Genomic DNA, 13,309 nt, shown 5'->3' on the forward strand with positions numbered 1-13,309 from the left:
CCACAGCTCCCTTTCTATCAAATTTGTGCATGGTCTTTCTGTCGCTGCTGTAGCTTTCAGCTACTTTAGCGATTGCCCTGACAGTCAATTGAGCAGATAGACCGAATTTTTGCTTAATATCATAATAAGTCAATTTCTGAATCCCTGTTTTACCGAATTTCTTGTTGTTCCATGCAATCTCAGAAGCATAATTACAGGCCTCATTGAAAGTATCCATGGTTTCCAGTAATTTATCATGTTGTTCTCTATCGGGATTCAGTTTAACTTTCAATGTCAGGTACATGCTATCAACAAATATGTTATACACATATAAACTAATTATGAAACAGAGATGTCACTGCTGGTCATTAATGGTTTATTTTAATAATGTACGCATTCCTCACTCTTTAAACCAAGTTTAAAGATATCTTTAAAACAACTTAAATCTCTGATTTGAAGAGAACAGTTAAAACTGTTGGCTTCCTGCTCTATTTCTCGTGACAAATAACAAAATCTTTAAAAACCTGTCCACTAAAAAGCAAACAGATGAGAGAAATAGAACTTGAACAACCCTATACCATATCGTATAAGGGAATATATGCAGTGTGTGACCGGAATAACAGATATGCAGAAATCATAGAACATCCCAGATGCTATGGGGGTGCTTCATGGGCTCGTTATCATTACTCAAATTCACCCCTTATTCTACAGGTAAACACCATCGGAGATATGACCAGATATTATGCTAAAACCGGTACTTCAAACCTTGAATTAAAACCCTCATCATTTGCTGCAGGTATTGAATCAGTAACAGTGGAAAATGATAAAGTGGAAATAACCTATGCAGGACTTGGAGGGGGTGGTGTAGGTGCTACCAAATGCAGAGCCTATGCCGATGGTGTCATAAGTTATGATATTACCGAATCCGGTGGGGGACGCTCAGCAAAGGGAAAGATTATAGTTCCAAGAAGAGAACGTCTTATAATTGGAATTGATGATACCGACACAAAAGAAAAAGGAGCTACATGGACACTGACTCATAACATCGCAGATGCAATAAACTGTAGTGAATCGGTCTATCTATCACATTCTATTGTACAGCTTTATCCTGTATCTTCCAAAACTCAAAACTGTGTATCTACTGTGCTTGAATTTGGATGTTTGGATGAGAACACAAAAAACAAAATCCTTCAGGAAATAAAATCCGCTCTTTTAAAATACAGTGTATCTGATAAGACCGGTATGGTCGCATTTTCAGGGTTTGATGCAATGGATATTTATAATTACAGCAAAATGTGTCGTTTGGGAGAAGTAAGCAAAGATTTTGCTATGCAATATGCGAGGGAAAACGGAGTTGAAATCTGGCTTGATGGAGACGGGGTGATTGGTGCACTGGCTGCTTTACCGTGGTTTGCAAAACCCGATGAATCGATAAAACTGGATACAGGATTACAATGACCACCGATAATTCCATTAATAATACAGATACAGTTTACACCGGACTGGATGCTTTATTTTCTGCTGTTGTAGATAGTGGTGTCAAAACAATAAATGGTGTTGCAGGATTTCCTGTTACAGAGATAATGCAGAAATTTCTGGATAATCAGGACGGCAGATATAACGCCAGATGGGTTACAAATGAAAAGACAGGTCTTGAAATTGTGCTGGGTTCATCAATATCCCGTCACAGAAGTTTGATGATTACAAAGCATGTAGGTATGAATGTACTGTCAGACCCATTAATTACATCCACAACCCATTCCATCGGTTCAGGTGTTGTAATTATTACAGGTGATGATCCAGAAGCTGTTGCATCCCAGAATGAACAGGATTCAAGATGGTATGGTAATATTGTAGAAGTACCTGTATATGACCCCTCTACTCCGGAAAACGCCTATTTATCCATAAGAAAAGCATTTGAAACTTCTGAAAAAATAAAAGCTCCCGCAATTGTAAGGATAACTGATAGATTGAACAAGTCAAAAGGCAGTGAGGATTTTATAAAAAATAAAAGACAATTTCAACCAGAACCCCAGAAATCGGTTTTTGACAGGTCTATCTGGGAACTTACAATGCATGGCAGACATCAAAAATACCATCTGGAAAAATTCCCTGTGCTTACAAAGGAAACTGAAGATACCGATTTAAATACACCGACCATTAAAGATTCAGAAGTTGGAATTATATCATCAGGGACTCCTTCTAACCTTATAGATAAAATATTGGATAAACCAGAATACAATAAGTTTTCACATTTTTCTTTAAACATGGTATATCCACTACCCAATAAAAAACTGAAAGAGTTTATAAAAAACCATGACCGTATACTGGTTATCGAGGAAAGTGAACCTATTATTGAAAACCAGATTAATATTTTTGGCAATGTTTACGGTAAAACAACAGGACATGTACCCTATGGAAAAATAAATGCAGAACACATTGAATTTGCTCTTGATTATATTAATAAAGACTCTTTAGAAGAATACACAAAAATACAGACACTTGAAAATAGAGGTTACCGGGGTTTCTGTGAAGGATGCTTTTACATACCTTTATATCAGATTTTACGTAAGCTTGATGTAAAAGTAGCAGCTGATATGGGGTGTTCAATTCTTGGAGCGCCCGAACCAATGAAAGCTATAGATGTCGATTTTGCTCTTGGTTCTGCTATAGGTACAGCCTGTGGGTTTAATAACAAAGGTATTGCAGTTATAGGCGATTTTGGACTGGCACATTCTGGATTAATGAGCTTGATTAATGCTGTGTATGGTGGTTTTGATGTACTGGTCATTGTCCTTCAAAATGAAGTTGCCGCAATGACAGGTGGTCAGGATACACCCGACCTTACAGATGTTGTAAAATCAATTGTTAATGATGTTTCCATATACAGCATCAATGATAAAACAGAGGAAGATATTAAAAAATCAATGTCGGAATTGATTAATGATAAATTAAACAATTCCGGTGTTTCTGTTATACTTGCAAAAGGTAAATGTGTTAAATATCGGTAATCCAAAACCAGTTAGATTTTTTGGCTTTAATTGTTTTTTCATTACCTATTTTTTGCTCGTATGTTCTGACTGCTCTCTCACGAGTAAACTATTGCCGGGTATTTTTACACGATTAGTTCATCATGCTGCTATCTCCAGCACAAATAGTCTTAGAAAAGAGGTGGCAAAAGAATGGGTGATGTTGAAGCTCTGAAAAAACAGGAGCAAAGGAAAAGGATAAATAGCGGATATATGTGGGCTCTTATATGTGCAGTTTTCTGGGGATTGTGGTATATTCCAGGGGAGATCATATGGAATATCAATCCTTTCAATGAAATCCTTTCTGAAGTCTCACATATGATGAGCGGTAGTGGTTCGATGGTTGTAGTTGCTGCAGAAGTATCGGCTTTAAATGCATTGTTTGCATTACTATCGCTTATCATCTGGAATGGTTGTCTGCTGAGATTGAATGAACTCGGAAGAACCATCAAAAACTTTAACTTATATTCCAAATGGCTTCTGGCAGGATCTGTTTTTGGGGGGACATGTTGCAATTTTTGGCTCATTTATGGCAATGACATTTATTGGAAGTGTTTTTGCAGCAGTAGCAAGTCTTCTATATCCTGTTGTCGGCTCTGTAGCAGCGTTTTTATGGTACGGTGAAAAAGTAACCAGACGTGCCAGTATTGGTATATTCATAATCATATTGGGAAGTATATCCATATTTGGAGGTAAATTTATACACGACATTCATAGTGCTGGAGGACTGCAATGGCTTGGATATCTGGGAGGTTTAATGGCTGCATCGGGATGGGGGCTTGAAGGAGCTATTGCAGGGATAGGACTGGAGTTTTCAGAATCTGACACCGGTCTGACTGCAAGGTTTATATTTGAATTGCTGTTTTGGTGGCTCATCATTATACCAATATTTGTAATGACAGGATTCCCAATTTATGAATATGCAACAGCAGTATTCCAGCCGGTTCCATTGATGGTTCTGGCATTTACAGGGCTTGCATCTGGTTTTTGTTATGTCACATGGTACAAATCTTTTCCACTTATCGGTGTTGGACGCGGACAGGGTGTGGCGAACTTATACGGTTTGATATCTATAATATTACTGTTCCTGTTTGTGGGTTCAACACCGGGATGGACGGTATTTATCGGAGGATTGTTATGTGTTGCAGGTGCTGTTGTGATGTTTACAGAAGAGCCCCTTGAAATCGAAACACTAAGAAACCAAAACACAGAAGGTTTAAAAATGGAGGATAACTTTTAAACTTTTTTTTACTTTATTCAGAATAGATGTTTAAATGCGGTGGTTAACTTCCAAGCTTCTTCTATATGCACTCCTCTCATCCCAAGTTTTTGAGGGGGTTCCACATCGTTTTCTGTGGTATCACCTATCGATAAAATTTCTTCAGGGTTGATATCCAGCCGTTTCTGGGCAATTTTAAACAGACGTTCGTCAGGCTTTTTGTATCCAAAATCCGATGAAAAAATTACAAAATCAAAATACTTATGCAACCCAAGATATTTCAGTTCCAATTCTGAAAAAACCCTTTGAGCATTGGATACTATACATTTGGGATAATCCTCAAATATCTCAAGTAATTCCAGTGATTCAGAATAGGTTCCTATGTTTTGTATCGAAGCCGCCCGAAAAAGGCGGGCTGTTTCAATCCCCAGTATCTCTTCATCAATATCCCATATTGCATTTTCTTGACAAATTTCAGAAAATATATCCTCGACTTTTACTTCTGGATAATCCTGCTCACTTGATTCGAATGCTTTACTGACCTTTTTTTTATATTCACCTTTTAATTTTTCAGGTGATATCTGGACACCATAATAAAGAAGCCATTTGCTAACTATATCATAGGTCTCCAGTGAGTCTTCATCAGTTTCGATATCAATGAGAGTTTTGTAACAATCAAAGATTATTCCCTTTACCTTACCGCGTTTAAACATGATTTTGCCTCTCTGAGAAGATAATTGTAATAACCGGGATGCCATCCCAAACGAGCAATCCTTAGCCACCCATAAGCCATATAAAAGGGAAGTGTAACCGTTATCTTATAAAATTCTTCTTCGTCTTTACTGTATTCCCATAAAAAATGCCTGATATAGGGTTCAGCCCTTTGACCAGAACCTTTCAATGCAAAATGGTTTTTAATTTCTGCACAGAAAACTCCAAGGTCATGTATACGGTTTCTATAACCTGAACTCTCAAAATCGATAGCATATATTTTATCGTTATGGAAAATATAATTTAGAGGTGTTACATCCCTATGTATGAAATAACTATATTCCTCATTTACCTGTGGGCTGTTCCACCATTTTCCCAGTAATTCATCAAATTTATTTCTTGTATGAGCGTCAAGATAAAGAAAATCAAGGTTCCATTGAAAATCATCAAATTCCTTTTTCCTGTCATAAAAGTTCATCTTTGTATTATCATGAAGTCTTCTAAGAAGCCCTGCAATTTCTGAAAGCCGACTGTCAAGATGTTTTTCATGTTCCATATACCACATTAGAGATTTGCCGGAAACGTATTCAATTACAATAACACAATTAAAATATTTATTCCACGCAATTGGTTTTGATGTATTGATTATCTCATTAACTTTTTTAAGGTTTTCAAATTCATTCTCCATAACATCACATGGGTTATATTCCCGAGTTTCTCCTTTTGGCTCTCCAAGAAATTTCGCTACCACACTGAAACCTTCATCCACAAATTCATACCTGCAGACAGTGTGAGACGAAATATTGATTTCATAAACATTGACAGCACATTCTTTATTTTGTACTCTACCATCAAGTACCTCTATAAGCCAATCCCTGAATTTATGACCTCGAGTAATCGTATTAACAAAATGTTCCCTACTCACAGATAATACTCCCTCTAACTATTTAATCAATTAAAATATTAAACTTTAAGGGTAGTCTTTAAAAAAGCGGCATATATAAAAAAAGAAGAGGGACAGCTTATATTTATTGCTGTCCGTTTGATGCTACACTTTCTTTTTCTTCAGTGCTTTGTGGTTTCTCAATATTAATTACAATACCGTATTCATCGGAATCAACTTTAACTGTTGATACTTCGGGAACATCCCCTGAAACAATCGATTTGGCAACTTCGGTTTCAACCTCATTCTGTATAACACGCTGTAGAGGTCTTGCACCGTAGGTTTCACTATATCCTTTTTCTGCAAGATATTGTTTGGCTTTATCTGTAATTTCAAATTTGAGTCTCTGATGCTTGAGCCTTTCTGCCAAGTCTTCTACCTTGATATCCACAATTTCAACAAGTTGTTCTTTTGTCAATGGACGGAAGATTGCAACCTCATCAATACGGTTCAGGAACTCGGGTCTGAAATGTTTGCTCAGTTCATTCTGAGCCATGGATTTCATTTTACTATAATCTGCACCATTTTCCAGTTGTTCATGTACATAATCCACAAAGATATTTGAAGTCATTATGATTATCGTGTTCTTGAAATCCACTGTCCTTCCGTGGGCATCGGTAAGGCGACCGTCATCCAGTATTTGTAGCATGATATTGAATACATCATGGTGTGCCTTTTCTATCTCATCAAAGAGTATCACAGAGTAAGGTCTACGTCTGATTGCTTCTGTAAGTTGACCGCCTTCTTCATGTCCTACATAACCCGGGGGTGCTCCTATCATCCGAGACACAGTGTGTTTCTCCATATATTCGGACATGTCAAGACGTACCATATTGTTTTCATCATCGAAGAGTTCAGCCGCCAGAGCCTTTGCAAGTTCAGTTTTACCTACACCTGTAGGTCCAAGGAATATGAAACTTCCAATTGGTTTATCCGGGTCTTTGATACCGGCATGTGCACGTACTACAGCATCAGAAACTGCTTTTACAGCCTCGTCCTGACCAACCACTCTATAATGTAATCTGTCTTCCAGATGAGTAAGTTTTTCACGTTCCCCTTCCATCAGTTTGGTTACCGGTATACTAGTCCATTCGCTAACAACTTCAGCAATGTCCTCCTCATCAACTTCTTCTCTGAGAAGCATCTCATCCTGCATTTGCTGAAGTTCTTCTTCCTTTTCCTCATACTGGCGCTGGAGAGGTATCAATGTACCGTATTTTAATCTTGATGCAAGTTCAAAGTCATTGTCGTTTTCTGCACGTTCAAGCTGTGTTTTGGTATCCTCTATCTGTTCTTTGAGTGAACGCAGTTCTGAGATTATTTCCTTTTCTTTTTGCCACTGTTCTCTTAGAGTCTTGGATTGTTCACGGATATCCGATAACTCTTTTTCAAGGCTTTCAAGTCGTTCTTTGGATACTGGGTCTGTTTCTTTTTTCAAAGCTTCACGTTCAATTTCAAGCTGTGTGATTTTCCGGTCGACCTCATCGAGTTGAGTGGGTTTGCTGTCAATCTGGGTTCTGACATTTGCCGCCGCCTCATCCACAAGGTCAATTGCTTTGTCTGGTAGGAAACGTTCCGATATATAGCGGTCGCTCAAAACGGCTGCTTCTACAAGTGCTGAGTCTTTAATCCTAACTCCATGATGGACTTCATATCTCTCCTTAAGTCCGCGAAGGATTGATATGGTATCCTCTACATCGGGCTCTCCGACCATTACCGGCATAAACCTGCGCTCAAGCGCAGCATCTTTTTCAATGTTTTTACGGTATTCATCCAGAGTTGTTGCCCCTATGCAGTGAAGTTCTCCGCGTGCAAGCATAGGTTTCAGTAAATTACTTGCATCCATTGAACCCTCTGCAGCACCTGCCCCCACAACTGTGTGCAGTTCATCAATAAACAGAATTATCTGACCTTCAGATTCTGATACTTCTTTGAGCACCGATTTCAAACGGTCTTCGAATTCACCCCGATATTTCGCACCTGCTATAAGAGCCCCCATATCAAGGGCAATAATCCGTTTATTTGACATATCTTCGGGGACATCACCATTTGCTACTCTTTGTGCAAGCCCTTCAATAATCGCGGTTTTACCTACACCCGCTTCACCGATAAGTACCGGGTTGTTCTTTCTGCGGCGTGAAAGAATCTTTACAGTATGCCTTATTTCTCTGTCTCTTCCTATCACAGGATCAAGTTTACCCTGTTTTGCAAGTTCTGTAAAATCGATACCGTATTTTTCAAGGGCTTCATAGGTCTCTTCTGGATTTTCAGTTGTCACTTTTTTATCCCCTCTGATCTCTTTTAATACCTGTTGCAGATATTCTCGAGTCACACCAGCATTTGACAGTATTTTACCACTTGAGCTGTTAGACTCTTTGAGTAATCCAAATAACAGATGTTCTACACTTACGTATTCATCACCCATCTGTTCTGCTTCTTTGCCTGCTGTATCAAGCACTCGTTTAAGCCTCTGACTCATATATACCTGTTCACTGCCAGGACCAGAAACACTGGGTGATTCAGATAGCGCTTTTTCTACTTTCTGAATTATTGTTTCTGGTGAAATGTCCATTTTTTGCAAGATGCGCGGTACCAAGCCATTTTTTTGCTCAAGTAATGCAAGAAGTAAATGCTCACAGTCAATTTGTTGATGACGATATCGTGCTGCAATAGTTGTCGAATTCTGGAGTGCTTCATATGTTTTTTGTGTAAAATTCTCCCCGTTCATTTCCTATCACCAATAATAATCCTGATTAGGTAATTAGATGATATGTTAATTTGATAATGAAATTTTGTTAAACAATGTTATATGGATTTGTTCTTCTATATAAAAGTTTTGGTTAAAAAAGAAGTTATTAATTAAAAGAATTAATACGCACGGAAAGATAGTAACCAAAATATATATAACGAAATAATAAATACTAAAAATCCAGTATGCCAAGATACAAAACACATATAACTGCTGGAGCAATTTCGGGCTTGATAGTATTACTAATCCTTGGTAAAATCCATAATATAACAATAAGCCCATTACTAAGTATGATAGCTATATTATTTTCTGTAATGGGTTCTACGCTTCCCGATAAAATAGAACCAGCAAAAAACAGCAAACATAGAAAATTTTTCCACTCAAAAGTTATCCTTTTTACTACAAGTTACCTACTGTATGAAATATTTAACACTGGAAACGTCGCGTATTTCAATGAAAATATATTAACCTTATATACGGGATTTATTTTAGCAGGTTATCTGTCCCACCTGATACTGGATGCAACAACACCCTCAGGGCTTCCACTGTTTTAATATATTAATAAATTTCCAAGAGTAACGCATTTATATAAATATTACAAATTAATATACAGGAGTTTTTATGGCTGACTGGATTTCTCGTTTAAATAAAATACTTGAAGGGAAAGAAAAAAAAGAAAAATCCTCTTTAGAATCAAGTACCTCGGATGCAGATACAAGATATCACATAATAGGGTTTATTGAAAACGCAGTAATTCCAGCATTTACACAACTCAAAAAAGAACTTGAAAACAAAGGTCGTAAAGTTGTCATAGAAGAACCTGAAGACCTTGAAGACAGGTCCTCTATAACCGCATCTATTAGTGTTTACAAAGATGATGAAGAAGAATTCTATTATGCTATACAAGGAAAACCCTATCAGAAAATGAATTTTGCTTTTCCATATCAACCGGAAGACAAACCAAGTTACTGTAAGGCTGTAATTCTTTTAAGAAGTGGTGTTCAGGGTAAAATAGACATAAAAAAATATTCAAAAGAAGATATAATTCAAAACTTTTTAGATGAATATTCAAAATGGGTTATTTTCTAATTTTTATAGTTGACATCCAGTCCAAGAATTTCTGTTGCACCAGAAACAATATCTCTGGCAATTTCTGCACATCCTATAGCTGCACTCCATCTGCCAAGAACATAAGGTTTTATACCAAGATGGTAATGGATTTTATCAACTACATATTCAACCTCACCAACCGAACCTGCAAGATATATGTTATCTGCCAGTTCAGGTTTCAGGTCGGAAAGTAATACCTGTATACTTTTAATTTCCATTGCAGCAAAAAGTGATATTGTATCAAGTGCAAGAACTGCTTCAGGATTATTTTTATCGACTGCATCAAGTAGAGTCTGAAAATCAGTATACAGTGTGCGTTTCAATACACCGGCGTTCATGAACGCTTCATTTGCTGAATATAAACCCGAATCAACATCTCGTATAGCCTGCAAATCCAGTGGACCATGCTGTAAACCGGGTGCAAAAATACAGGCATCAATTGCACCTGCAATTTTTTTATTTGATACACCCAATGTAACTGTATTAGAACTAATATCTGAAACGATAAAATCACCATCCTGATTGAGGCATCGCGCATGGTACGCTATACCCACTTTTTCAGGGCTGGTCGAGTGTGAAAATATATTCATACGCTGGTCTGTATTGCTTCCTGTATGTATACCGGGAATTACCACTGCAGGAATGTCTGAATTTTTGATAGCATCAAAAACTTTTGCTCCCCCTCCTGTCTTTTTACCTGCCCCTTCTATACTTCTAACACCTCTTGAATAAACATTTTTTATATTCTCAATACTGTTGATATCATCGCCCATCGAATATGTGACAGCCATAAGTTTAACATTCTCTTTGCTAACATCAAAGCTATCCATAATGTAGTCAATAATATCAAATTCGTTCATAGATGCAGCATTGTCACGGGGCAATTCAAACCTGTAAGAATCAGTATCTTCATCTTCTGTAATAGATGCAATGCGTATTGCATTTGTACCATGATCAATACCGATAAACATTATTACACATACCCTTATTTATCCTGAAGCATTTCATTTAATTCATCCATAATGCGTTTTCCTTCTACAACATCTCCTACAGTGGTTATAATCCGCAATTCTTGAGTAGATGTGCCTTGAGAAACAACCATCCGCAAGTTTCCCCGTTTATCACAGCGTAAAGCTTTGGCAGAAAACGCCCCGCCTGGTACACCTTTTTTTGCTTTTACTTGAATAACAGCTGGTATTATTTTTTTCACTTCTGGATGAGTACCAATGATATGGATTATTCTTCTCCCCTGACGACCGCCGATGATGGTAGAATGTGAACCACCCAGCTTATCATAGGGTGATTCTTCAGCAGAGGTTACATTTTTTTTCTGTTCATCCCTCATTTTTTAAAACCTTCATCCCTTATTCAGAGATGTTTAATTTCTTCCATATCAACCAATTTGAAACTGGCATCATCCAGTACACTAATAGCTCCCTTGATATCATCAACACGTACTATCAAAAGGGCTTTTTCGGTTTTTGTAACAAAAGCGTAGGAATAATCGATATTAATTCCGTGTTCACCCAGACTATTTGCAATATTGGATAAACTTCCCGGTACATCCTCCATCTCTATACCAAGTACATTTGTTTCAGAAACTGTAAATCCGGTGTTGTGAAGTGATTCATAGGCTTTATCCGGATTATCCACCACCATTCGTATAATACCAAATTCACCGGCTTCTGCTATATTAAAAGCCCTGATATTTACATCGGCATTTTTGAGTTTGTCCGCTATATCTGCAAGTCTTCCTGGTTTGTTTTCTGCAAATATGGAAATTTGTTTTAATATATTATCTTCGGTATCCATGTAAACACCCACATAACCAATTTTTTAATAATACCCAATTAATGTTATAGGTTTCGATTATCAATAACTTTCTTGGATTTACCTACAGTTCTTGGAAGGGAACCCTGTTCAACAAGTTCTACCTTAACTGACACATTCAGTACACTCTTAAGAGCAGACTCCACCTTTTTCTCAAGAGATATAATATCATTCACCCTATCACTGAATGCTGTATCGGTCATTTCAATCTGCACTTTCATCATATCCATTTCATTGACCCTGTCGACTATTATCTGGAAATGTTCACCTACCTCTGGTATATTCATAAGCACAGCTTCAATCTGGCCAGGGAATACATTGACACCCCGAACAACAAGCATATCATCCACTCTGCCGGTAATTCTTGTAATCCTTGGATGAGTACGTCCGCATTCACAGGGTTCACTGTTTAAGGCTGTAAGGTCTCCGACTTTGTATCTGATAAGAGGAAGCGCTTCTTTTGAAAGGGTTGTTATTGCAAGTTCACCTCTTTCACCATCTGGCAGTGGCTCTCCTGTATCAGGGTCTATGATTTCGACAAGAAACTGGTCTGCCCATATATGGATACCATCCTGGTATTTACATTCGGTAAATAACGGACCACTCAATTCTGATGTTCCGAAGATATCATAGGCTTTAATACCGGTTGTATCCTCTATCCGTTTGCGCATCTCTTCTGACCACGGTTCTGCTCCGAGTATGCCAATCTTTAAATCGGTATCATCCTTTATACTGATACCCATATTCTTTGCAGCTTCATTCATGTACAACATATAGGATGGTGTACAGGCTATGACACTTGTACCCAAATCTTGCATTAATTCAATCTGTCTCCCTGTATTACCGGCACTTGTTGGAAGCACCGAAGCTGATACCTCCTCAGCTCCGTAATGTAATCCAAGACCACCTGTAAAAAGTCCATAGCCGTAGCTTACCTGCATGTTGTCCCCTCGACCTATCCCTATTGATGTTAGGGCTCTTGCAAGCGAGTTAGCCCAGCAGTTGATATCATTTCTTGTATATCCCACAACTGTAGGTTTTCCAGATGTTCCTGATGATGCATGGAAACGTACAAGTTGTGTATTCGGAACACAAAACATTCCAGTAGGATAATTATCACGCAAATCCTGTTTATAGGTAAAAGGAAGTTTTTTTACATCTTCAAGTGAATTTATATCTTCTGGTTTTATACCGGCATCATCAAGCCGTTTTTTATAAAAAGGAGAATGGCTGTAAACATAATTTATAAGTTGTTTTAATTTATATTCCTGTAATTGTCTTAATTCATCAACCGGCATTCGTTCAATATGTGGGTCCCAGTATTCCATTGTATTTCCTGCCTGTTTTTCTTATAAACGGATAATTTTTATTGATTAGCAGAATAATTATAATAATTAATGGTTTTCATTTTTAACAGTTTCTTTTTTTAGTGTTTCAAGTGCTCGCATTTTACATTCTGAAAGAATCTGGTTAACATCAGTTACAACATCGATACCTGCAGCTCCCGGATGACCACCGCCTGTGCCACAGTAATGTTCACTTATATCTTCCATTATCTTACCAAGATTTACACCCGAATTGACCGCATCACGTCTAGCACGCGCACTGACTCTTATACTACCATCACAGGTTGTAGCTACAAAAGCCACATCAGCCCCTATATTAATCAACATTGAGGATGCTGCACCTCCAAAAGAACTTACATTCGATGTTACCACCAACCATTCATTCACACGTTC

14 protein-coding genes and 1 pseudogene are annotated in these 13,309 nt (G+C 37.7%); 5 read left to right on the forward strand and 10 right to left on the reverse strand.

What is annotated here, in order from left to right:
- Nucleotides 1–283, reverse strand: a pseudogene (locus tag QZ276_RS06050) (RNA-guided endonuclease TnpB family protein); the annotation flags it as partial.
- 242 nt (nt 284–525) lie between these two features.
- Between QZ276_RS06050 and mmp11 the strand changes: the two are divergent.
- Nucleotides 526–1,437: a methanogenesis marker protein 11 gene (gene mmp11 / locus QZ276_RS06055; protein ID WP_292486236.1), complete on the forward strand. Its 912-nt coding sequence runs from the start codon at nt 526–528 to the stop codon at nt 1,435–1,437.
- Nucleotides 1,434–2,990, forward strand: a complete 1,557-nt coding sequence (locus QZ276_RS06060) for a thiamine pyrophosphate-dependent enzyme (RefSeq protein WP_292486238.1) — start codon at nt 1,434–1,436, stop codon at nt 2,988–2,990. The genes mmp11 and QZ276_RS06060 overlap by 4 nt, the downstream gene beginning before the upstream one ends.
- 149 nt (nt 2,991–3,139) lie before the next feature.
- Here QZ276_RS06060 and QZ276_RS11465 read toward each other — a convergent pair whose 3' ends face one another.
- Nucleotides 3,140–3,535, reverse strand: a complete 396-nt coding sequence (locus QZ276_RS11465) for a hypothetical protein (protein WP_342765704.1) — start codon at nt 3,533–3,535, stop codon at nt 3,140–3,142.
- 2 nt (nt 3,536–3,537) lie between these two features.
- On the opposite strand from QZ276_RS11465, the gene QZ276_RS06065 reads away from it, so the two are divergent.
- On the forward strand, nt 3,538–4,248 hold the full coding sequence (locus QZ276_RS06065; RefSeq protein ID WP_342765705.1) for a DMT family transporter: 711 nt from the start codon (nt 3,538–3,540) through the stop codon (nt 4,246–4,248).
- A 17-nt stretch (nt 4,249–4,265) separates the two neighbouring features.
- Here the strand turns inward: QZ276_RS06065 and QZ276_RS06070 are convergent, their stop codons facing one another.
- The 3 genes from QZ276_RS06070 to clpB all read right to left on the reverse strand — a co-directional run bounded on the left by QZ276_RS06070 (nt 4,266) and on the right by clpB (nt 8,609).
- Nucleotides 4,266–4,940, reverse strand: a complete 675-nt coding sequence (locus tag QZ276_RS06070) for an HAD family hydrolase (protein ID WP_292486241.1) — start codon at nt 4,938–4,940, stop codon at nt 4,266–4,268.
- On the reverse strand, nt 4,919–5,863 hold the full coding sequence (locus QZ276_RS06075) for a phosphotransferase (RefSeq protein ID WP_292486243.1): 945 nt from the start codon (nt 5,861–5,863) through the stop codon (nt 4,919–4,921). Before QZ276_RS06075 ends, QZ276_RS06070 begins: the two co-directional genes overlap by 22 nt.
- 103 nt (nt 5,864–5,966) lie before the next feature.
- The gene (gene clpB, locus QZ276_RS06080) at nt 5,967–8,609 is read right to left on the reverse strand and encodes an ATP-dependent chaperone ClpB (protein ID WP_292486246.1); all 2,643 of its coding nucleotides are present in this window, start codon (nt 8,607–8,609) and stop codon (nt 5,967–5,969) included.
- 206 nt (nt 8,610–8,815) lie between these two features.
- On the opposite strand from clpB, the gene QZ276_RS06085 reads away from it, so the two are divergent.
- Nucleotides 8,816–9,184 carry a metal-dependent hydrolase gene (locus QZ276_RS06085; protein ID WP_292486248.1) on the forward strand — a complete coding sequence of 123 codons (369 nt, stop codon included), beginning with the start codon at nt 8,816–8,818 and terminating at the stop codon, nt 9,182–9,184.
- Nucleotides 9,185–9,251: 67 nt separating this feature from the next.
- Nucleotides 9,252–9,719: a hypothetical protein gene (locus tag QZ276_RS06090; RefSeq protein ID WP_292486250.1), complete on the forward strand. Its 468-nt coding sequence runs from the start codon at nt 9,252–9,254 to the stop codon at nt 9,717–9,719.
- Here the strand turns inward: QZ276_RS06090 and QZ276_RS06095 are convergent.
- The 5 genes from QZ276_RS06095 to QZ276_RS06115 all read right to left on the reverse strand — a co-directional run.
- On the reverse strand, nt 9,716–10,711 hold the full coding sequence (locus tag QZ276_RS06095) for a methanogenesis marker 12 protein (protein ID WP_292486252.1): 996 nt from the start codon (nt 10,709–10,711) through the stop codon (nt 9,716–9,718). The two genes, QZ276_RS06090 and QZ276_RS06095, sit on opposite strands and share 4 nt — an antisense overlap.
- A gap of 14 nt (nt 10,712–10,725) precedes the next feature.
- Nucleotides 10,726–11,085 carry a DUF2103 domain-containing protein gene (locus QZ276_RS06100; protein ID WP_292486254.1) on the reverse strand — a complete coding sequence of 120 codons (360 nt, stop codon included), beginning with the start codon at nt 11,083–11,085 and terminating at the stop codon, nt 10,726–10,728.
- A gap of 23 nt (nt 11,086–11,108) precedes the next feature.
- Nucleotides 11,109–11,552, reverse strand: a complete 444-nt coding sequence (locus QZ276_RS06105) for an ACT domain-containing protein (RefSeq protein WP_292486255.1) — start codon at nt 11,550–11,552, stop codon at nt 11,109–11,111.
- A gap of 44 nt (nt 11,553–11,596) precedes the next feature.
- Entirely contained in the window at nt 11,597–12,898 is a 1,302-nt protein-coding gene (locus QZ276_RS06110) for a phenylacetate--CoA ligase family protein (protein ID WP_292486257.1), read from the reverse strand.
- A 66-nt stretch (nt 12,899–12,964) separates the two neighbouring features.
- A partial coding sequence (locus tag QZ276_RS06115) for a DHH family phosphoesterase (protein ID WP_292486259.1) occupies nt 12,965–13,309 on the reverse strand: 345 nt, incomplete at its 5' end.

This window comes from Methanohalobium sp. (assembly GCF_018609725.1).
GTDB lineage: Archaea > Halobacteriota > Methanosarcinia > Methanosarcinales > Methanosarcinaceae > Methanohalobium.